The sequence below is a fragment of the Pseudomonas sp. 09C 129 genome (assembly GCF_002843625.1).
In the GTDB taxonomy this organism is placed as follows: Bacteria; Pseudomonadota; Gammaproteobacteria; order Pseudomonadales; family Pseudomonadaceae; genus Aquipseudomonas; species Aquipseudomonas chlororaphis.
Window position 1 is genome coordinate 3149772 of record NZ_CP025261.1, and the last position, 21063, is coordinate 3170834.

Here is a 21063-nt window from a genome sequence, read left to right on the forward strand (position 1 = left end):
GCGACTTTCCTGTCTCCCAGAAGGTCCGCCCCCATGCGCCTGCCCTTTGCTTTGCGTCGTAGCTTGTCGATCACCGCCCTGGCCGGTCTGGCGCTGGGCATGGCCTTCGGTGCCCAGGCCGCTAGCGACCTGCGCATCGGCTACCAGAAATCCTCGACCCTGCTGGCGGTGCTCAAGGCCCAGGGCACCCTGGAAAAACAACTGGCGGGGCAGGGCGTGAAGATCTCCTGGCATGAATTCACCAGCGGCCTGCCCCTGGCGGAATCGCTGAACGTGGGCAACGTCGACATCAGCGCCGACGTCGCCGACACCGTGCCGGTGTTCGCCCAGGCCGCCGGCGCCCAACTGACCTACTTCGCCACGGAAACCCCGTCGCCCGCCGCCCAGTCCATCGTCATTCCCAAGGATTCCACGCTCAAGTCCTTGGCCGACCTCAAGGGCAAGCGCATCGCCGTGACCAAGGCCGCCGGCAGCCATTACCTGCTGATTGCCGCGTTGCGCGAGGTCGGCCTGGGTTTCGCCGATATCCAACCGGTGTACCTGACCCCGGCCGACGGCCGCGCCGCCCTGGAAACCGCCAAGGTCGATGCCTGGGTCACCTGGGAACCCTTCGTCGCCAGCGCCCAGCGCCAGCAAGGCGCGCGGGTGCTGCACGACGGCCAGGGCCTGGCCAGCTACCGGCGTTATTACCTGGCCTCCAACGATTACGCCAAGGCCCACCCTGAGGTGCTGAAGCAGGTGTTCGCCGAGCTGCAGAAGACCGGCACCTGGGTCAAGGCGCACCCGACGGAGGCGGCAAAACTGCTCGGCCCGCTGTGGGGCAACCTGGACGTGAGCACGGTGGAACTGGCCAACAGTCGTCGCACCTACAAGGTGGAAGCGGTGCAGCCGGACGCCCTGGGCGAGCAACAGAAAATCGCCGATGCCTTCTACCAGGAAAAACTCCTGCCCAAGCCGGTGGATGCCCGCGCGGTGCAGCTGTGGAGCCCCAAGCATTTGTAACTGAGCCTTGGCTCGCCTGTGTCGGCGAGCCCCTTCCCACGGGGTAGCCGCCTGGCTGGCCCCAGCCATTTTTTTCTTCATCACCGCCGGTGACGCGGCTGCGCGTCCGGTATCAGGAGTGCCCGTGTCTGCCGTTTACCCCCAAGAGGCCTTTGCCGTCCCAGCCGCGTCCGCCCCGCAACCGGTCAGCGCCGAGGTGGTGCTCCAGCTGCGCAACCTGACCAAGCGCTACGGCCGCGGCTCGTCCGCGCCGGCGGTGGAGCAGGTCAGCCTCAGCGTGCGCCGTGGCGAAGTGCTGTGCCTGATGGGCACCTCCGGCAGCGGCAAGTCCACCTTGCTGCGGCACATCAACCGGCTGATCGAGCCCAGCAGCGGCGAGGTGCTGATCGACGGCGCGGCCATCAGCCAGCTTTCGACCAAGGACCTGCGCACCCTGCGTTCGCGGCGCATCGGTATGGTCTTCCAGCACTTCGGCCTGCTGCCCCATCGCAGCGTGCGCGACAACGTCGCCTTGCCCCTGGAACTGCGCGGCGAACCCGAGGCCCTGCGCCAGGCCGCGGCCGATGTGCAGCTGCGGGCCATGGGCCTGGAGGGCTGGGGCGAGCACTATCCCCATGAGCTGTCCGGTGGCATGCAGCAGCGGGTCGGCCTGGCCCGGGCGCTGGTCAGCGAGCCGGACATCCTGCTGATGGACGAACCCTTCAGCGCGCTGGACCCGACCATCCGCCGCGACCTGCAACGCCACTTCCTGCGCCTGGTGCGCGAGCGTGGCATCACCACCTTGCTGGTGACCCACGACCCGGCGGAAGCCCTGCGCCTGGCCGACCGCATCGCGGTGCTGCGCCAGGGCCAGCTGATCCAGCTCGGCACGCCCGGCGAGTTGCTGGAGCAGCCGGCGGACGCCGAGGTGGCGGACTTCTTTCAGGAGCACGGCGCGCGCAGCGACACGCTGGCTGTGGCGCCCGTCGCTTCGGCTAAAACAACAACCGCTCCGGCGCCCGTGGCCCCGGGGTTTTCCTTCTGGCAGGCGCTGTTGCTGGGGCCGGCGGCCTTGGCCGCCAGCGGCCGTGGCGCGCTGTATTGGCTGGGGTTCGCCCTGGAGTTGGCGGCGGCCAGTGCCCTGGGCCAATGGTTGGCCAGCGCCAGTCTCGGTTGGGCTGGGTTGGCGGTGCTCGGCCTGTCGCTCAGCCGCCTGCTCAGCGTGACCCTGGCCCACCGTCCGAGCCGTCAGGGCCGTTCCGACTGGCGCCTGCCGTGGCTGGTCCTGCTGCTGTGCCAGGGCCTGGTGTTGTGGCGGGTGCTGGCGGTGGATGCCAACGGCCCCTGGCTGCAATTTCCCGCCGACCGCCAGGCGCTGCTGGGCACTGCGGCGGCCATCGACCAGTTGATCGGTTGGTCCCAGGTCACCTTCGAAAGCACCTTTGTCGGGGTGATAGTCGCCGTGCGCACGGTGATCGAAAGCATCGAAAGCCTGCTGGGCTGGCTGCCCTGGCCGGTGCCGGCGCTGGCCCTGGTGCTGCTGGCCTGGCGCAGTGCCGGCGCGGCGTTGGCCCTGACCAGCGCGGCGGCCCTGCTCTATATCGGCCTGTTCGGTTTCTGGGAACGGACCATCGCCACCCTGGCCCTGGTGGGTTCCTCGGTGCTGCTGTCGCTGCTGATTGGCGTGCCCGCCGGCATCCTCCTGGCCAAGCGCGCCCTGGCCCGGCGCCTGATCACGCCCTTGCTGGACGTGATGCAGACCCTGCCGACCTTCGTGTACCTGATCCCGGCGGTCGCCTTCTTCTCGGTGGGCAAGACCCCGGCGGTGATCGCCACGGTGATCTTCGCCCTGGCGCCGATGATCCGCCTCACTGCCCTGGGGATCCGGGAAGTGCCCAAGACCGCCGTCGAAGCGGCCCTGGCCCACGGCGCCACGCCGTGGCAGATCCTGACCAAGGTCGAGCTGCCCCTGGCCGCCGGCTCGCTGCTGCTGGGGATCAACCAGACCCTGGTGATGAGCCTGTCGATGGTGGTGGTCGCGGCGCTGATCGGCGCCGGCGGCCTGGGCTACGACGTGATGACCGCGCTGCGCAATATCAAGGGCGGCGAGGGCATGTTGGCCGGCGCGGCGATCGTGTTCTGCGCGTTGATTCCCGACCGCATCATTCAAGCGACCCTGCGCCAGCGGGATCGCGCTTTCCATCAGCAATGAGGTGTCTCTTGAACAAGTCGTTTTCCCGCACCCTGGGCGCTGCCGCGCTGCTCCTGGGGCTGGCTCTGCCAGCCCTGGCCAAGGACAAGATCGTCATCGGCGAACAGAACTGGACCGGTGCCATCGCCATCCAGAACATCCTCGGCGAGGTGATCAAAAGCCGCCTCGACGGCGACGTGTCTTATCTCGCCGGTGACATACCGGTGCTGTTCGCCGCCGCGGCCAAGGGCGACGGCTCGGTGGATGTACTGACCGATATCTGGCTGCCTAATCAATCCGCCGCCTGGGCCAAGTACGTCACCGGCGGCACCCGCTCCCTGGTGCCGAACAAGCAACCCTACCTGGGGGTGCAGGGCTTCTATATTCCCGGCTACCTGCAAGACCAATACGGCGTGAAGTCGGTCTACGACCTGCAGAAGCCTGAAGTGGCCAAGCTCTTCGAACCCCTGGGCGGTGGCAAGGCGCAATTGCTGGTGGGCCCGGCGGGTTGGGAGTCGACCTATATCGGCCAGATCAAGGCCAAGGACTTCGGTTTTGCCGACAAATTCGAGTCGGTGTCCACCGAAGCCTCGGTGACCTACGCCAAGCTGGCCGCGGCCTACAAGGCCCAGCGCGGTGTGGTGTTCTACGCCTACACCCCGGACTGGATCTTCTCCGCCTTCGACCTGCGCCGCCTGGACGAACCAGCGTTCGACGGCTACGCCCAGGACAACAAGAAGGGCGACCCGCTGTACAAGGCTGATGGCTGCTGGAAATTCATCAGCCCGACGGTGGACGCCGACTGGCTGAACAAGAGCACGATCACCTGCGCCTATCCGGACGCCCGGGTCTATGTCCTGGCCTCCAGCGCCTTGCAGAAACGCGCGCCACGGATCGCTGCCTTCCTGGAAAACTTCAGCATCGACCCGCAGGTGTTGAACGACCTGATCCTCAGGATCGAGAAGGAACAACAACCGGCGGCGGAAGCAGCCAAGGCCTGGGTCCAGGCCAACCCGGCGATCGTCGATCAATGGCTGGGCGCCAGCGGCGAGAAAGTCGGAGCGGTGCAGTGAGCGAGGAGCATCGGAACATGAGCGGGATCAAACAGGCGACCTTCGGCGCGGGCTGTTTCTGGGGCGCGGAAGCCGCGTTCCGGGCGTTGCCGGGGGTGGTGGAGACACGGGTGGGCTACGCCGTGGAGGCGGGCGATGAGTCGTTGCGGATCGAGGTGGTGCAGGTGGATTTCGATCCGCAGGTGTTGGCTTATCTGAGTCTGATCGAGCACTTCTGGGGGTTGCATGATCCGACTTCGGTGGATCGGCAGGGGGAGCATGCTGGGGTGAAATATCGCTCGGCGATCTTCCACACCAACGCCCTACAGGCCGAACAGGCACGGCAGGCCAAGACGACCCTGCAAGACTCCGGCCGCCTCAACAAACCCGTGGCCACGGTGATCGTGCCCCTGGGTCGCTTCGACCTGGCGGATGAAGCGCACCAGCGCTACCTGGAAAAGAATGGCTTGAGCAGTTGCCATATCTGAGGCGCTGGCCACAGGCTGTTTGCTCTTGCTGCAGGTCGGCTTCTGTAGGAGCAGATGGTCGACGTTCGATTGCTTGCGATGGCGTTGGCTCTGGCGTTGCACTTTTTGGATGGGGTACATATCCGTTCCTGCGGTAACGGCGGCTTATGGTTTCGCCCTTACGGCGAGTCCCTTTTTACAAACGCCTAAAAAGGAACCAAAAACGCTTTGCCCCACCACTCGGTGCCTCGCCTAGGCTCGGCATGCCCTCACTCCGGCATTGATCCGTGGGCCGCCGCAATGGGCCATCCATGGCCCAGTGCGGCTAACCCGGCGTCCTGCCGGGTTACCCACGGCTCAATGCCTGCGTTCGGCCAGCGTGGTTAACGGGGCCAATAGATCAAAAGCCAAAGCCAAAACAAAGCCAAGCCAAGCCAAGCCAAGCCAAGCCAAAGCTTGCTGCCTTCGCCACGCTACAACTCTTCTGTCTGACACGCTTTGTGTAGCCGCTGCCGAGCGCAGCGAGGCTGCGATCGGCCCGCAGGGCCGCTAAACCTGACGCCTCGCAGGATCTGGGGAAACGCAGTGTCCGCCTGGCGAGTCCTTCGGCCTCGATCGCAGCCTCGCTGCGCTCGGCAGCGGCTACAGAGACCGCATTCCCAGCCAGGCCGGCCGGTAGGCCGCCTCGCGTTGTTTTTGATGGTTTGCCCCATCGGGAGGCCGAGTGGAGGTTCTGCGCAGTGGGCAACTCGGCAGGGATGCCGAGTTAGCCGCCCCAGGCCATGGATGGCCTGTGGCGGCGGCCCACGGAGCAGGACCGGAGCGAGGGAATCCGAGCCTTAGCGAGGACCGGACGCCAGGGGCAGGGCGTTTTGGTTACTTTGGCGCCTTTCCAAAGTGACCCGCCGTAAGGGCGGAACCCTAAGTGGCCGTAACCGCAGGAACGGATATGTACACAGGAGGATTAATGTTTTACGACTTCCAAGCCCCTTGCCACAGATCGAGCTTTCCATAGCCCTGCCTCTGGCATCAGCCCCCCGCGTTCCACCCCCCACCCAACGCCCCCACCAACCCCACACTCGCCTGCAACCGCCGCGTCTGCAGCGCCTGCAACCCCCGTTGCGCCTGCAGCGCCGCGGTCTGCGCCGTCACCACCTCCAGATAACTGACCGCCCCCGCCTGATAACTGTTCATCGCCAGGGCCTGCGTATGCTCGGCGGCATTCACCGCCGCCTGCTGGTCCAGGGCCTCCTGTTGCAAGTCCCGCAGTTGCCCCAGGTTGTCTTCCACCTCACGTACCGCCCGCAGCACCTGGCCGCGGTAATGGGCGGCGGCTTCCTCGAATTCGGCGTGGGCCTGGCGTTCGTTGGCGCTCAGGCGGCCGCCGTCGAAGATCGGCAGGTTGACCAGAGGCCCCAGCGCCCAGTAGCGATTGCCCGCCGCCAGCAGGTTGCCGCTGCCCTGGGTCTGCCCGCCGAGCAGGCCGGTGAGGCTGAAGTCCGGGTACCAGGCGGCCCGGGCCACGCCGATATTGGCGTTGGCGGCGAACACCCGGCGTTCGGCGGCGGCGATGTCCGGGCGGCGTTGCAGCAGGGCGCTGGGCAGTTGTTGCGGCACGCTGGGCACGGCCAGGGTCTGCTGGGTGGCGGGCAGCTGGAACTGGCTGGCCGGTTCGCCCACCAGTTCGCCGATCGCGTGTTCGGTGAGGTTGCGTTGCCCGCGCACTTCGTCCAGCTCGGCCTCGGCGCTGGCCAGCTGGTTTTGCGCGCGGGTCAGGTCCAGCTCCGAGGCGATCTGCCCCTGGTAGCGGCTGCGGGTCAGTTGCAGGGCCTGGGCGTAATCGTCCAGGGACTGGCTGAGGATCGTGCGCTGCGCATCCAGGCCATTGAGCTGCACATACAGGCTCGCCAACTGCTGTTGCAGGCTCAGCCGCGCCACCGCCAGGTCGTCGGCCGAGGCTTCGGCCTGGGCATCGCCGGCGGCCACCTGATTGCGAATCCGCCCCCACAGGTCCGGGTCGAAGCTCAGCGAGAAACCGGCGCTGTTGCTGTTGTACAGCGAAGGCTGGCTGCCGCCGCGCAACGGCCGATGGTCCGACTGGCGCTGGCGCAGCGACTGGCCGCTGGCGCTGATCTGCGGGAACAGCCCGGCATGCAGCTGGCTGGCATAGGCCTGGGCCGCGTCGAAGTGCGCCAGCGCCGCCGCGAGGTCCGGGTTGGCCTTGAGCAGGCGCTGTTGCAGGTCATCCAGGCGCGGGTCCTGGTACAGCCGCCACCACTGGCTGGCCAGCCGATCCGCCGGTTGCGCCGGATGCCAGGGCCCGTCGCTGGTCTGTTCGCGGTAGTGGGCCGGCAGTTCCACGGTTGGCACCTGATAGCCGGGCGCCAGGGAGCAGCCTTGCAAGGCCAGCAACAGCAACACCGCAAGCGGCTCAAGCCTTGGGCGCATGCTCACCTCCGGCGTCGGCCAGTTGCACCAGGTCGCCTTCGCGCAGGGCATCGGGCGGGTTGTCGATCACCCGGTCGGCGGCTTGCAGGCCCTGGTCGATCACCAGCCGCGCGCCGAGGTCGAGGCCGATATGGATGTCCCGCAGGTGCACGTGGTTGTGCTCGTCCAGCAGCGCCACCTGGGTGCCCTGGGCGCGGAAGATCAAGGCGCTGGCCGGAATGCTCACGCCCCGGGTGTCGGCGGGCAGGGCCAGGGCGGCCTCGGCATAGTCGCCGGGCAGCAGCGCGCCGTCGGGGTTGTCGGCGACGAACTGGGCGAGCAGGGTGCCGGAGCGCTGATCGATGGCGGTGGAGTCGCCGATCAGCCGCGCGCTGAAGTGCTGGCCGGGGTGCTCCGGCACCGTCAGCTCGGCGCTGAGGCCGGGGCGGATCACGCTGGCGTAGTTCTGCGGCACCGGCACGTAGAGCCGCAGCTTGCGGGTGTCGGCCAGATCAAAGAGCTGCGGATCGCTGTCGTTGTCGGCCTTGATCAACTGGCCGATATCGGTGTGGCGCGCGGTGATGGTGCCGGCGAAGGGCGCGCGGATGGTCTTGTAGTCCTCCAGGGCCGAGAGCCGCGCGTAATCGGCAGCGGCTGCTTCGGCATTGGCCTTGGCGGCCGCGGCGTTGGAGGTTTTTTCATCGGCCTCCTGGCGCGACACCGAGTGGCTGGCCAGCAGGTTCTGCCAGCGCACGGCGGTGGTTTGCGCCAGCCGCGCATTGGCCTGTTCCTGCACCAGCCGGGCATGGGCCTGGGCCAGCTGCTGGTCGAGGTCGGGGCTGTCGATTTCGGCGAGGACTTGCCCGGCCTCGACCCTGGTGCCTATGTCGCTGTTCCAGCTTTTCAGGTAGCCGCTGACCCGGGCGTGGATCGGCGCCTTGCTCCAGGCTTCCAGGTGCGCCGGCAGGCGCAGGGTGTCGCCCTGGCGGTTCTGCTGCGGCTGGAACACCAGCACCTGGGGCACGGCGGCGGTTTCGGTCCAGGCGGCCACCGCGCGTTCATGGCGGGTGCGTGCGGCCAGGCCGTTGGCCACCAGCAGGGCGGCCAGGGTCAGGCCGCCGATGCCGAGCCACAGCAGGCGTTTGCGCGAGGGGGTGTGTTCAGGCGACATGGGTACTTTCTCCAGCGACAGCGCGAGTGGGGTGACGCCCGTGGACCAGGCTGAACACCACGGGAACGAACAACAGGGTGGCGGTGGTGGCGAGGATCAGGCCGCCGATCACGGCGCGGCCCAGGGGCGCGTTCTGCTCCTCCGACAGGGCCAGGGGCAGCATGCCGATGATCATCGCCAGGGCGGTCATGCACACCGGGCGAAAACGCGTGTAGCCGGCCTCCAGCGCGGCCTTCAGGGCATCGCCGTGTTCCGCCAGGCGTTCGCGGCAGAAGCTCACCACCAGGATCGAGTTGGCCGTGGCCACCCCCATGCAGAGGATGGCCCCGGTCAGCGCCGGCACCGACAGCGAGGTGCCACTCAAGAACAGCATCCAGACGATGCCGGCCAGGGCCGCCGGTAGCGCGGTGATGATCACGAACGGATCGAGCCAGGACTGGAAGTTGACCACGATCAGCAGGTAGATCAGCACCACCGCGCCCAGCAGGCCCAGGCTCAGGCCGCTGAAGGCTTCGTGCAGGGCGTCGATCTGCCCGTGCAGGCTGATGGTCGCGCCCTTGGGCCGCAACGCCTGGCTGTCGTCGAGGACTTTTTGGATATCCCGGGCCACGCCGCCCAGGTCGCGGCCTTGGACGTTGGCGTAGAGGTCCAGGGTTGGCTGGATGTTGTAGTGGGTGACCACCGCCGGGCTGTCGACCCGCGAGATGCTGGCCAGGCCGCCGAGGATCTGTGACTGGCCGTTGCTGCCGGTCACCGGCAGGGCCTCCAGGGACGGCAGGCTGTCCAGGCGGTACTGCGGGGTGGCGGCGACGATGGAATAGGACACGCCGTTCTGCGGGTTGAGCCAGAAGGTTGGCGCCACCTGGGAGCTACCGGCCAAGGAGGCCACCATGCTGTTGGTCACGTCGCGCTCGGTGATCCCCAGGCCGTTGGCCCGCAGGCGGTCGACCTTGACCGCCAGCGACGGGTAGCCGGTGGACTGCTGGATGCGCAGGTCGGCGATCCCCGGCACATGTTGCAGGCGCCGTTGCAGCTCCAGGGCATAGGCGCGGTTGGCGGCGCTGTCGGGCCCGGAGATTTTCACGTCCAGCGGCGCCGGCGCGCCGAAGTTGAGGATCTGGCTGCTGATGTCCGCCGGCAGGAAGGCGAACTGGCTGCCGGGAAAACTTTCCGGCAGGGCCTCGCGCAATCGCTTCACGTAGTCGGCGGTCGGCGCGTGGCCGGGCTTGAGGGTCACCTGGATGTCGCCATCCTGCGGGCCGATGGTGCCGCTGCTGCTGTAGGCCATGTCGATGCCGCTCAGCGGAATGCCGATATTGTCGATCACGCTGTCCAGCTGCTCCGGCGGAATCACCTCGCGAATCCGCGCCTCGATGCGGTCGAAGGCCGCCGCGCTTTCCTCGATCCGCGTGCCCAGGGGCAGGCGCACATGCAGGGCCAGGGCGCCGGCATCGGTGGCCGGGAAGAAGTCCTGGCCCAGGCTCGGCAGCAGGGCGAAGGAGGCCAGCACGCAGGCGAGAAACCCCAGCAGGAAGCGCTTGCGGTTGGCCAGGGCCAGGGTCAGCAGGCCGTGGTAGGTGTCGCGCACGTTGGAGAAGCGTCGCTCGAACCCCTGCTGGAAGCCCAGCAGCCCGCGCACCAGGGCATGCCGCGGCCGGGCGTGTTGCTCGCCCTCGTGGTGGTTGATGAAGGCGTCTTCCGGGTGATGCCCCGGGCCCGGCTCCGGCACATGGGGCTTGAGCAGGTACATCGCCAGGGTCGGCACCAGGGTGCGCGAGAGGATGAACGAGCTGGCCATGGCGAAGATCACCGCCAGGGCCATGGGGCGGAACAGGTAGCCGGCGATGCCCTGCAACAGGAACATCGGCACGAAGACGATGCAGATGCACAGCAGCGAGACGAAGGCCGGGCCAACGATTTGTTTCGCGCCGTCGAGGATTGCGTCCTTCACCGCCTTGCCTTGTTCCAGGTGCCAGTTGATGTTCTCGATGGTCACCGTGGCGTCGTCCACCAGGATCCCCACCGCCAGCGCCAGCCCGCCGAGGGTCATGACATTCAGGGTCTGGCCGCTGGCGGCGAGCAGGGCGATGGCCGCGAGCACCGCCAGGGGGATCGAGGCGGCGATGATCAGTGTCGAGCGCCAGCTGCCGAGGAACAGCAGGATCATCGCGCTGGTCAGCAGCGCGGCGATGATGCCCTCCCGGGCCACACTGCCCACCGACTGCTTGACGAACACCGAGGCGTCGCCCAGCAGCGACGTCTTCAGCGCCGGCGGCAGGGTTTCGTCGATGCGCGGCAGCATCTGGCGGATGCCATCGACGATCGACAGGGTGGAGATATTGCCGTTCTTCAGCGCCGGCATCAGCACCGCGCGGTGGCCGTCGACCCGCACGATATTGCTCTGCGGCGGCGAACCGTCGCGCACATGGGCCACCTGGCCGATGGTGATCAGCGCGCCGTCGACGGTCTTGATCGGCAGGTCGTTGAGTTCGTCGATGGCCGTCGGGCTGTTGTTCAGCAGCACCGTGTACTCGCTGGCGCCGAGCTTGGCGGTGCCCACCGGGATGATCTGGTTCTGCGCCGCCAGGGCATTGCCCACGTCCTGCGCCGACAGGCCCTTGGCGGCCAGGGCCTGCGGGTCCAGGTCGAGGGTGATCTGCCGCTGCTTGCCGCCCATGGGCGTCGGCATCGCCAGCCCCGGTACCGAGCTCAGGGGCAGGCGGATATTGTTCTGCACCAGGTCGCGGATTCTGGCTTCCGACAGGGTCGGGCTGGAAAAGGCCATCTGCAGGATCGGCACCGTCGAGGCGCTGTAGTTGAGGATCAGTGGCGGGGTGATGCCCGGCGGCATTTGCTTGAGCACGGTTTGCGACACCGCCGTGACCTGGGCGTTGGCGGTGCGGATATCCACCCCCGGCTGGAAGAAGATCTTGACGATGCCCATGCCCGGCAAGGATTGCGACTCGATGTGCTCGATGTCGTTGACCGTGGTGCTCAGGGAGCGCTCGTAGGTGTAGATCACCCGGCCGGCCATGGCGTCCGGCGACAGGCCGGTGTACTGCCAGACCACCGCCACCACCGGAATGCCGATATCGGGGAATACATCGGTGGGGGTACGCAGGGCCGCCAGCGGCCCGATGATGCAGATAAAAATCGCCAGCACGATAAACGTGTAGGGCTTGAGCAGAGCGGTCTTGACCAGCCCGAGCATGCGGTGGACCTCCGAGGGAAAACGAACCTCGGCAGCCTGCCGCGACCCACCTAACACGCGGCTTTCAGCCAGGTGAAGGAAGTTTTAGGTTGGGCCTGAATTTCCTTTCACGGGGATTCATTTGTCCTGTGGTGGGTGCCTCGACACTCTGGATGGCAATCGGCGCGAGCGCTTTTTTCGCTCCGCCCTGTGTCGTTTTTTTTACTGCCGAGGTACCTGCCATGAACGCCAAACCGCTGCTGCTGATTCCCGCCCTGAGCCTGGTGCTGCTGCTCTCCGCCTGCGCCGGCCCGATGCCCCAGCCCGACCCCAGGCAAGCCTGGATCAGCCTGGAAGAAGAGGGCCCCAGCGACCTGATGGCCGAACGCGTCGACGGCAAGAACGTCGACGACGGCCGCTACTTCGAAGTCCAACCCGGCGCCCACCGCCTGGACGTGACCCTGTTCGAAGAAGTCGGCGGCGACTCCAACCAGGTCGACTGCCGCGGGCAGGTGAGCTACCCGAACTTCAAGGCGGGGGAGCATTACAAACTGGTGGAGTCGACCTTGGGGACTGAGGTGCGGGCGAGGTTGTATGACGGGGAGGGCAAGCAGGTGGCGAGGGTGCGGGATTTTGAATGTATGCCGGGGTGATGTTGACGCGGCTGGGGATCTATCGCGGGGGAAGAAAGTGTCGGCCGCGCAACGACTGGGCGTGCCGGCGGACTTCGCTCAGAGCAGACTGAACGCCGACCAGGTGCCGACGTGTGACGTCATCCGCACCGCACATGCCCACGTCTATATAGATGCATAGCGTAGGAGCGCGACTAGAAAGCCTTTGGATTTGTATTGTATGGTAAGGCGTTAACGAAATACGGGTTGGTTGACTAATGGAAGGTCATGAGATCTTTCTACTTATCGATAAGTAAAGAGAGAAATTTATGCAGGAACACTACAATCCGGCCGACGTCGAGGCAAGCGCTCAGGCTGATTGGGCTGCCAGAAAGACATTTGAAGTTTTCGAGGATCCTTCGCGCCCCAAATATTATGCATGTTCCATGTTGCCGTACCCGTCGGGGAAGTTGCATATGGGGCATGTTCGTAACTACACCATCAATGATGTACTGGCACGGCAGAAGCGCATGAAAGGCTTCAACGTTCTGATGCCAATGGGCTGGGACGCCTTCGGATTGCCCGCAGAGAACGCCGCATTGGCTTCTAATCAGTCACCTTCCGCCTGGACACGTCAAAACATACAAGACATGAAGGCGCAGTTGAGTCCCCTTGGGCTGAGTATTGACTGGAGCCGTGAAGTTGCAACATGTGATCCTGATTACTACAAGTGGAACCAATGGTTCTTTCTGAAAATGCTTGAAAAGGGTATTGCTTACAAACATACCCAGATTGTTAATTGGGACCCTCTCGATAAGACCGTGCTGGCGAATGAGCAGGTTATTAATGGTCGGGGCTGGAGGTCTGGCGCGCTGGTCGAAAAGAAAGAAGTTCCTGGTTATTACTTTGCTATCACTCAATATGCTGAAGAATTGTTGAGGGATATCGATAGCCTGGATGGGTGGCCGGAAATGGTCAAGACCATGCAGCGCAACTGGATTGGTAAAAGTGAAGGGGTGAGTTTCGGGTTCCCTCACCAGATAAAAGACAAGAATGGAACACTTATCGAGGACGGATGGCTGTCGGTGTTCACCACTCGCGCCGAAACCGTGATGGGCGTGACTTTCTGCGCGATTCCCCCGGAACATCCGATCGCCCTGCGGGCGGTAGAGCTCAATGCTGAATTGTCTCAGGTGATCGAACAATTCAAAGGTGGCGGCACCAGCGAAGCACAATTGTCTGGCATTGATCAGGATGGCGTATTCACCGGCTTCACGGTGGAGCATCCAATCAGCGGCGTTTCTATCCCGGTTTGGGTGGTGAATTACCTGGTCGCGGGGTACGGCACGGGTGCGGTCATGGGGGTGGCGGCACACGATGAGCGTGATTTTTCGTTGGCCCGCAAAAAAGGCCTGCCGATCCGGCAGGTCATTCATATTGATGGGGTGGAGTACGACGACCGTTCATGGGATGCGTCATACGCCGCGAAGGATAAGGGCGTGCTGATCAATTCTGGCGAATTTGACGGCCTGGGACTCAAAGAGGCGAGCGAAGCTATTAGTGCCCGACTTGCCAGCCACGGTGGTGAGAAAAAAATAAATTGGCGACTCCGGGACTGGGGTATATCCCGCCAGCGTTACTGGGGCACGCCGATCCCGATGATTTATTGCGACAAGTGTGGCGATGTACCCGTGCCGCTCAAGGACCTGCCTGTCATTTTGCCTTTGGACTGCATACCAGACGGTTCCGGCAATCCTTTGCTCCAACAAGCGGATTTCCTGCATGTCGATTGTCCGACCTGCGGTAGCCCCGCACGGCGCGAAACCGACACCATGGACACGTTTGTCGATTCCAGCTGGTATTTCATGCGCTACTGCGATCCGGGTAACCAGGACGCGATGGTCGCTGGGCCAGCGAAATACTGGATGCCGATGGATCACTATATCGGTGGCGTCGAACATGCCGTCCTGCATTTGCTGTACGCACGGTTCTGGACCAAGGCGATGCGCGACGAAGGCCTGATCGATCTCGATGAGCCCTTCAAGAACCTGTTCACTCAGGGCATGTTGCTGCGTGAGTGCTTCTACAGAGAAGCGCAGGACGGCGCCAAACGCTGGTTCTACCCGGCGGAAGTAGACGTCAGGCTCGGCGATGGTGGTCAGGCGGTGGATGCGGTTGCCAAGGAAGATGGTTTGCCCGTGATCATGGGCGGCATCGAAAAAATGTCCAAGTCTAAAAATAACGTTGTCGAGCCACGGGAAATCATCGAGAGATTCGGTGCCGACACAGCTCGCCTGTTTACTATTTTCGCAGGGCCACCCACTCAAAGCATTGTCTGGAGCGACAGCGGCGTGGAGGGCGCCTATCGCTATCTGCGACGGTTATGGAGTTTCGCCTTCAAGCACCAAGACACCCTCCTCACGGCAGTCGCGCAGCGAAGCACTCTGGACGAGCGTTCGGCACAACTTCAGTTCGAGATTCACAGCGTGCTGGAGAGCATCAACAGGGACTATGAAAAGCTGCACTACAACACGATCGTCTCCGGCGCGATGAAAATCCTCAACCTGCTTGAAAACGAGAAGGCCGCCTCAGGCAGCGTCATTCGAGAAGGGGTCGAGATCCTGTTGAAAGTCCTCTACCCGATCACGCCGCACATCGCGCATGTGCTCTGGACCGAGCTGGGGTTTGACAAGGACATTCTCGAATCGCAGTGGCCTGTGGCGTCGCCTGAGGTTCTGACTCGCTCAGAGTTGAAGCTGGTGGTGCAGGTCAACGGTAAGTTGCGCGGGGAAATTGTGGTATCTGCGACGGCTGACCGAGCGGAAATAGAGGCCTGTGCACTTGGGGATGAAGCGGTAGCGCGCTTTATAGAGGGCACTCCGAAAAAAATCGTGATTGTGCCGGGTCGTCTGGTCAATATCGTGCTGTAACCATCTGAAGTAGGGGCGCTCGCTCCTTGCTCCGTTACACCAGCGTCAGCCTTCAGGGAAGGCGCTGGTGGCTGACGTCTTCCAACCCCATCCTCCGCGGCGCCGCTTGAGCAGCGTCGGTCTCTTGGCCTCTCAGCGTCTGAAACAGCTTGCGTAGAGGCCTCAGCGCTTCAAAAAATTAGAAATCGTCGTGGATTGCTGACTTTTTAGATACTTAAACGAAATAACATAATGTCATTTGATTTCCTTTCGGACTTAAAAGTCAGGCGCGTGTCTGTGCTTCTATTCTTTTAATGCGGATAATTATTAATTAGGTGGCCGGTTTTTTACAGAGTTACACCTAATGTATAGGGTGATTAGATCATCGGATTTTGGTCGGTAGTCGTCGTACGCTGATTCGTCAAATTTAAAAAAACAAGTTGACTCGGTTGGTGTTTCTAGGACGGAGACTTGTATGTTGACACTATTTTTTAGTTTGCCTAGATTCAACCCGTTCGTTATCCGCGGACGAAAAATAATCAACAGAGGAATGTGAACAATGTCTATTGAAAAAGCTTGCGTAGCATCTAACGAAACCTCGATCAAAGCGGCTGTAGATAACTCCCAGAAAATCAACGAGCAGTATGATGTTGCCGATTTTGTGGAAATTGAGCGTAACGAAGCTTGCCTGCAACATGGCGATGGCGGCGTTAACCACTAAGTTAGCCCTGTTTTCGTCATAAGTTGTCTCGGAGCAGGGCAAGTAAAATTGCCCTGTTTCATTGTTCAGGAGCAAGCAGGCATGGTTGCCAGTCTGTCGGTTAACCCCGATCTTAGAATTATTACGTTTGAACACTCTGCGCTGGCTTATCTGGTCGGTTCAAGCAAGAAAATTCAAATTTCCTTTTCTGTGGTTGAATACCTTCTTGGATTTTCCGCCCGTCCGGCCGCGTCTCAAACAGACTCGACGGGAGAGGACGGTTTACTCGGGAAACTGATCAGCAGCGGATTTGTAAAACTAAGCGCTGGCGCCTCACCATGCGACCGAAGGACCGCTGACCTGGAGCGCTACAACTGGAAGAGTGCTTCAGACTATTTGAACGTTACGCACAACTATCCGTTCTTTGAATATGACAAGGATGGTCGTAGCAAAGACAATAACCGGATGCAAGAATATCTGGCTGTTGAGCAAGAAATTGAGCGTTCCAAAGTTTACGTTGATGCCCCAGTCGCGGCGCAGGGGGTCAACCCGCAGTGCAGTGCGGCACTCATTAGTGATGGCGGCACGCAGGGCGACCTGGAGAATATCCTCAGCGCATTGAGCCTGAGCCTGGGCGTACAAAGGGAAGCGCAACTCAATACGGGCGGTCGGATATTAAAGAAGACAGTGCCCAGCGGCGGCGGGCGACATCCGGTTGAAGCCTATCTGGTGGACTTCGCCAACCAGACTGTCCATCACTTTAATGCTGTGACGTATAGCCTTGATACTGTCAAACGTGTCGAGTCCCCAGACCTGTACACCACGATATTTGGCGTTCGGGATTCGTATATAGATTTTGCTGTTAATTTTGCAGTGGTCTTTACCTGCATCTGGGAGCGCAATATGTTCCGCTATCGCGAGCCGAGAACCTTCAGGTCCGTGCATTTGGATGCCGGGCACGCCTCGATGCAAGTTGAAACGGCACTGCTGAAGATGAAGTATAGAAATCAGGCTCAATATAATCTTCAGGTTATAAACTTCGAACGTCTGTTGGGGCTCGATCCGCTTGTGGAAGGGGTGATGAGTGCCGTCATGATCGGGGAACAGTCGAATGCAGCATGAAATCCTGAAAAACGCTTATATATCCTTCGCGAATAATCGTGACAATACTTTAGAGTTCAGCGAGCTCAGCAGTGGTAGAAGTTTCAATATCGCACCGTCTTTTTTTATTCGCCCCGACTATGCTGAGCGGATGGCTGCGATACGCAATGAACGTCCCCCGGCAACCCACACCCTAATTAATCCGGCCAGTACAACCCATTGGGCCGAGAGAGGTTGGGAAGCCTGTATTCCTTTTTACTTGTTGTCCAGGACCATCAAGTACGTTGATGATGACAAGGATCGAGCGAAGATTCTTGATAATAAATACTGTGAATATGAGATGGCTTCAACGTGCCCGACGCCGAAGGTTCCAGTATTTATCGAAAACGCTCAACCTGCTTTTGCACTACGAAAAATTGCTTCGGCCAGTAATGACTGGATACCGGGCTTTCCGGAAAAAGCACTTAAACGCAGGAGCCATCGAGAATTCAAAAGGCTTCCTCTTGAGGTGGCTGAGTTTCAGGAAATACTGTCGCACTCGGCATCCCGATTGCTGGAAACTCTGGACGTGTGCCAACGACTGGATGGCAGCCGCTTAAGATACACCAAGAATTTCGGTGCGGCATTTTCCTCGTATATCGTGGTGTATGACATCGTTGGCCTGACGCCAGGTGTTTACTTTCTCAATTTGGAAGAACTGAGCTTCGGGCTGATAAAAGAGGGAGATTTCAGAGAGCCGATGTCTCGTATCATCTGGGGTATGGTGGCTCCCAAGACAGCCAACTATACCTTGGTGTTAACCGCCACACCCAGCTGTTATGCCTGGCGCTACCGGCACGATAAAGCCTTGAGAAACCTGTTTATCGAGGCCGGAAGAATCATGCACATGCACGTCAACGCCTGTAGCGAATTCAATGTGCAAGGCGTTACAACGCCAGCGACAAGGGATGATGAACTTCGAGCCCTTCTGCATATCGATTTGGCGAGCGACGAGATTCCCATGTACACGGCAACGATGGGGAAAGTGGGGAACAGAAATCTTGAAGAGTAACGACGCCCTCAGCGACATCTTTTTTGTCATCACCGGCGGCGTGGATGTTATCAAGGGTATCAGCATACTGATGTTGATCAGCGTCGCTTTTCCTCATCAATTCAGTGTGTTGAGCGTGAACATCGACGTGATGTCCGCGTTGATTCCGTTCGCATCGCCCTGGGTGATTGCCTTTCTACAGCTTTCAAAGGTGTCAAGGTACCGCGCCTACAGTAAGTGCGCGGCAGCGCTGATCGTCGTTGGGGCAGTGATTTCGATTCTGTACATAGTTGTTTCGCTTAACATGATTGAGGAAAGTCACCATAACACCGGCCTGTTGGTGTTTTTGTTACTTAGAATGGTGTCTGTCTGCGTTCTGGTGTTTGCTTCACTCAATCAAGCCTATTTGATGTTGTTGGGTTATGGTCGGACGGTGTTCTGGGTGCAGATGGCAGTGTGGTTGTGTAATGTCGCACTTTATTTGACACTCTGGCTGAGCGGTATAGAGTTTTCCTACGTCTTGGCGGGATTGGGGATGGTAGCGATCGACCTGGCGCTGTTTGTGGTGGTTGTATCGATACTCAAGGCGTCGGGGAGTATTCGCCTCAGATCAATAAGGCCCTCGTTTAAGTTCAGTTTGAAAATCAGCAAAATTGTCTTGCCTGAGCTGTCCACGGTGGCCAGCATTTCATTGTCAGGTTTGCTACTGAGCGTTGCCGCATTCAAGATATCCCAGGAAAGTTTTTCTGATTTTCGCATTCCCTTTGCGTTTCAAATGGCCTGCTGGATGATTTGTACGCGCGCAGCTGTATTGATCATCCGCCGCTATTCAGCGCAGGATTCTTCACTGTTTTATAGAGCGATTATTTATACATTCAAGGTCACCTGGTTTGTTCCGGTCGGGCTTGCATTGGTTGTCGCTATTCTGGCCAATCAACTGTCGCCAGGGCAATTCATTCATTCGCTCCTGGCGATGGCTTACTATCCCGCCATGGCCATTGTTATCTCGCTGAATGGGGTGTTTCGGCTGACGACGATGAACAGCATTATCTCCAGCGCTAACAAGTGGCTATTAGTTGTGTATTTTGTGCCTTTGAGTGTGTTGATCTATTTGGGGTATGTCGGGCCGGCGTCTATTATCCATTTTGTGGGCATCAGTTACATGGTCAGACTGTTGCTGATGTATCACTTGCACAGAAAAAGGATTTTTCTGAATGATAATAGATGCCTTGTATAAGTCAAAAAAGTCACTGTTCAGGTATAACACCGACACCGGACAGTTACTGTTTTCACAGAGTGAGCGTTTGTGGGGCAGGCTGTCTGCTGAAGGATTCGATTGCACGGTACAGGATGCGAAGTGGGTGGCCGACGCGATTTATGAAAGTGAACGCTCCAGAACCCGCTATACAGGTGGTGGAAAAGCAGTCATCAATCAACGAATGCGAACCCAGGCTGTATTGTTCGGCAAGCCCCGCCCCCGATATGCACCATCCCTGATAGAGGCCAGAGGCCAAGCCGTTGAGGGCAGTGTGTTCGAGGCCATTAGGTTTGCTTTCAGAAACACGGCGCTCACGCCTTGGGCAATCAATGGTCTGGGACCAGGTGTTCGGCGTGTTTATCCTTCTAATGGCGCGGTGCACTCGTTGGAGTGTTGTTATACAGACCGACACGGCAATGGTTTTCTATACGACTCGTATTGTGATCGGTTCTTTGTAATACACGACGACGCGGAGCCCGGTGAACGTCCAGGCACGTTAGTGGTGCAATGCGATTTTGAACGACTGGCGGAGCGCTATCGAGACGTGCGAAGTCTCAGTGCACTTTACATTGAGTCGGGTCATGCGATAGCCGTATTGTTTCATGCGCTGCAGCTCAGAAACATAATCCCGCTATCGCTGACATTAACCGGTTTTAACCGAGGCGTGAGTGACTACTGCTCATCCATAGCGACCATTACGCTATAAGGTCTCCTTATGTACACGCTGATAAAGCTGGACGAAGCGACGCTTGGCTTTGTTGAGTTTGATATGCCGCTGTATTCGATTATTTACAGTTGCTGGCGAAATGAGCACGCGTTGAATGTGCAGGAGTTTGTACAGTTGACTCAACGGATGCGGGGCGTTTCTGACGATGCCTGGTTGCAACGTAAAACCTCGCGTAGTGGGCTGGGGCGTGAAGCGAATGGTTGGCGTTTGGATGAAGTGAAGCGTCGTTGCATGACACTCATAGAGAATTACTCAAGTCCCGAACTGGACATTGTTCAGGTGTCGTCAGACGACGAAGTGTTTCAGCTGCTACAGCAATCTCTAGTAGAAGAAGTTGATATTGGTCGGCATTCGTTATTGTTTTTGTTTTTGTCTAAACCGGCAGCCAACGCCGACAGGCGTATCGACTGGTTAAGCGCAGGGTTCGTGGCCCAGCAACTGAGTGTTATTGCCGCTGATGCGGGGCTTGGTAGTTTTTCTAGTCATGGTTACGAGCGCCCATGTACTCAAACGCATGGCGCGCTTGATATTGAATATATCGTGTGGATTGGATAGGGGGTAAAAATGAGTCTCGGTGCCGAAGATATAAAAATTTACGACGGAGCCATATCGACCGAATTAGGCGCTCAGTTGAGCTCACTGGCCAAAAAGCCGATCTGGCAATACGGTTGGCGTTCTAATGTTCAAAACGATAATTATTTTTTCTGGCACTCACATTTTGCCGGTGGTGATACCAGTAGCGAGACAGACAGTGCCGCTGTTTTATCCGACAGGCAGGGTTTGCAATCGGTCAGTTCACTATGGCTAGAGATCGAGGCGATGATTGGTTCGCCGCAAAAGTTGCTCAGGGCCTACGCCAATGGACATACCTACGGCACGGAAGGGTATTCGCATACGGACAGTAATCGAGAGGACAATCTGTCTTCAATCTACTTCGCCCACGACGACTGGCAACAAGACTGGGGCGCCGAGCTACTGTTTTACGGTGAGGGCAGGGAGATCATAAAGTCCGTGGCGCCTCTGCCAGGCCGTATCGTCATCTTTCCAGGGTGTATTCTCCACCGCGCGAGTTCCCCCAGCAGGATTTGCCCCACGTTGCGGGTCAGTTTTGTTTTCAAGTCAGCCCCCAAGTAACCTGGCGACTGTGACGTTGCGTTGGCGCGGGGCTGGCATCCATCAGCCCCAAGCCAACGCTGACTTCGTTTGGAGGCTCATGGGGTGTCGAAGATTGGGCCCGCCCTGCCAGCC

At 60.3% G+C, this 21063-nt stretch carries 15 protein-coding genes; 12 read left to right on the forward strand and 3 right to left on the reverse strand.

The window, feature by feature from the left end:
- Positions 1–33 precede the first annotated feature (33 nt).
- From CXQ81_RS14325 to msrA, 4 genes are all read left to right on the forward strand, one after another.
- Positions 34–1002, forward strand: a complete 969-nt coding sequence (locus CXQ81_RS14325; protein WP_101337565.1) for an aliphatic sulfonate ABC transporter substrate-binding protein — start codon at positions 34–36, stop codon at positions 1000–1002.
- A 124-nt stretch (positions 1003–1126) separates the two neighbouring features.
- Positions 1127–3193, forward strand: a complete 2067-nt coding sequence (locus CXQ81_RS14330) for an ATP-binding cassette domain-containing protein (RefSeq protein ID WP_101337566.1) — start codon at positions 1127–1129, stop codon at positions 3191–3193.
- Positions 3190–4245 carry a glycine betaine ABC transporter substrate-binding protein gene (locus CXQ81_RS14335; RefSeq protein WP_101337567.1) on the forward strand — a complete coding sequence of 352 codons (1056 nt, stop codon included), beginning with the start codon at positions 3190–3192 and terminating at the stop codon, positions 4243–4245. The genes CXQ81_RS14330 and CXQ81_RS14335 overlap by 4 nt, the downstream gene beginning before the upstream one ends.
- 17 nt (positions 4246–4262) lie before the next feature.
- Positions 4263–4712, forward strand: coding sequence for a peptide-methionine (S)-S-oxide reductase MsrA (gene msrA / locus CXQ81_RS14340; protein ID WP_101337568.1), 450 nt, complete (start codon positions 4263–4265; stop codon positions 4710–4712).
- A gap of 1008 nt (positions 4713–5720) precedes the next feature.
- Here msrA and CXQ81_RS14345 read toward each other — a convergent pair.
- Genes CXQ81_RS14345 through CXQ81_RS14355 form a run of 3 tightly spaced genes read right to left on the reverse strand, consistent with a single transcriptional unit; the run spans position 5721 to position 11500 of the window.
- A complete protein-coding gene (locus CXQ81_RS14345) occupies positions 5721–7139 on the reverse strand; it encodes an efflux transporter outer membrane subunit (protein ID WP_101337569.1) in 1419 nt (472 codons plus the stop codon).
- Positions 7123–8289, reverse strand: a complete 1167-nt coding sequence (locus tag CXQ81_RS14350) for an efflux RND transporter periplasmic adaptor subunit (protein WP_101337570.1) — start codon at positions 8287–8289, stop codon at positions 7123–7125. Before CXQ81_RS14350 ends, CXQ81_RS14345 begins: the two co-directional genes overlap by 17 nt.
- On the reverse strand, positions 8279–11500 hold the full coding sequence (locus CXQ81_RS14355) for an efflux RND transporter permease subunit (RefSeq protein WP_101337571.1): 3222 nt from the start codon (positions 11498–11500) through the stop codon (positions 8279–8281). The genes CXQ81_RS14350 and CXQ81_RS14355 overlap by 11 nt, the downstream gene beginning before the upstream one ends.
- A 221-nt stretch (positions 11501–11721) precedes the next feature.
- On the opposite strand from CXQ81_RS14355, the gene CXQ81_RS14360 reads away from it, so the two are divergent.
- The 8 genes from CXQ81_RS14360 (at position 11722) to CXQ81_RS14390 (ending at position 20949) form a co-directional block, all read left to right on the forward strand.
- Positions 11722–12132 carry a hypothetical protein gene (locus CXQ81_RS14360; RefSeq protein WP_101337572.1) on the forward strand — a complete coding sequence of 137 codons (411 nt, stop codon included), beginning with the start codon at positions 11722–11724 and terminating at the stop codon, positions 12130–12132.
- A gap of 287 nt (positions 12133–12419) precedes the next feature.
- Entirely contained in the window at positions 12420–15020 is a 2601-nt protein-coding gene (leuS, locus tag CXQ81_RS14365; RefSeq protein ID WP_101337573.1) for a leucine--tRNA ligase, read from the forward strand.
- Between the two features lie 538 nt (positions 15021–15558).
- Complete coding sequence (locus CXQ81_RS31210; protein WP_007920763.1) at positions 15559–15720, forward strand: hypothetical protein; 162 nt, start codon at positions 15559–15561, stop codon at positions 15718–15720.
- Positions 15721–15801: 81 nt separating this feature from the next.
- Entirely contained in the window at positions 15802–16821 is a 1020-nt protein-coding gene (locus tag CXQ81_RS14370) for a hypothetical protein (RefSeq protein WP_007920756.1), read from the forward strand.
- Positions 16811–17851 (forward strand): SagB/ThcOx family dehydrogenase, encoded by a 1041-nt coding sequence (locus tag CXQ81_RS14375; protein ID WP_007920754.1) that lies wholly within the window; start codon positions 16811–16813, stop codon positions 17849–17851. The genes CXQ81_RS14370 and CXQ81_RS14375 overlap by 11 nt, the downstream gene beginning before the upstream one ends.
- Positions 17841–19067, forward strand: a complete 1227-nt coding sequence (locus CXQ81_RS14380) for a hypothetical protein (RefSeq protein ID WP_101337574.1) — start codon at positions 17841–17843, stop codon at positions 19065–19067. The genes CXQ81_RS14375 and CXQ81_RS14380 overlap by 11 nt, the downstream gene beginning before the upstream one ends.
- Before the next feature lie 736 nt (positions 19068–19803).
- A complete protein-coding gene (locus CXQ81_RS14385; RefSeq protein WP_101337575.1) occupies positions 19804–20370 on the forward strand; it encodes a hypothetical protein in 567 nt (188 codons plus the stop codon).
- 9 nt (positions 20371–20379) lie between these two features.
- Entirely contained in the window at positions 20380–20949 is a 570-nt protein-coding gene (locus CXQ81_RS14390; protein ID WP_007920747.1) for a 2OG-Fe(II) oxygenase, read from the forward strand.
- The last annotated feature ends 114 nt before the right edge of the window (positions 20950–21063 follow it).

Coding starts and splice junctions, on each gene's coding strand:
- CXQ81_RS14325 (WP_101337565.1), top strand. CDS start 34: ATGCGCCTGCCCTTTGCTTTGCGTCGTAGCTTGTCGATCACCGCCCTG.
- CXQ81_RS14335 (WP_101337567.1), top strand. CDS start 3,190: ATGAGGTGTCTCTTGAACAAGTCGTTTTCCCGCACCCTGGGCGCTGCC.
- msrA (WP_101337568.1), top strand. CDS start 4,263: ATGAGCGGGATCAAACAGGCGACCTTCGGCGCGGGCTGTTTCTGGGGC.
- CXQ81_RS14345 (WP_101337569.1), bottom strand. CDS start 7,139: ATGCGCCCAAGGCTTGAGCCGCTTGCGGTGTTGCTGTTGCTGGCCTTG.
- CXQ81_RS14350 (WP_101337570.1), bottom strand. CDS start 8,289: ATGTCGCCTGAACACACCCCCTCGCGCAAACGCCTGCTGTGGCTCGGC.
- CXQ81_RS14355 (WP_101337571.1), bottom strand. CDS start 11,500: ATGCTCGGGCTGGTCAAGACCGCTCTGCTCAAGCCCTACACGTTTATC.
- CXQ81_RS14360 (WP_101337572.1), top strand. CDS start 11,722: ATGAACGCCAAACCGCTGCTGCTGATTCCCGCCCTGAGCCTGGTGCTG.
- leuS (WP_101337573.1), top strand. CDS start 12,420: ATGCAGGAACACTACAATCCGGCCGACGTCGAGGCAAGCGCTCAGGCT.
- CXQ81_RS31210 (WP_007920763.1), top strand. CDS start 15,559: ATGTCTATTGAAAAAGCTTGCGTAGCATCTAACGAAACCTCGATCAAA.
- CXQ81_RS14370 (WP_007920756.1), top strand. CDS start 15,802: ATGGTTGCCAGTCTGTCGGTTAACCCCGATCTTAGAATTATTACGTTT.
- CXQ81_RS14375 (WP_007920754.1), top strand. CDS start 16,811: ATGCAGCATGAAATCCTGAAAAACGCTTATATATCCTTCGCGAATAAT.
- CXQ81_RS14385 (WP_101337575.1), top strand. CDS start 19,804: ATGTACACGCTGATAAAGCTGGACGAAGCGACGCTTGGCTTTGTTGAG.
- CXQ81_RS14390 (WP_007920747.1), top strand. CDS start 20,380: ATGAGTCTCGGTGCCGAAGATATAAAAATTTACGACGGAGCCATATCG.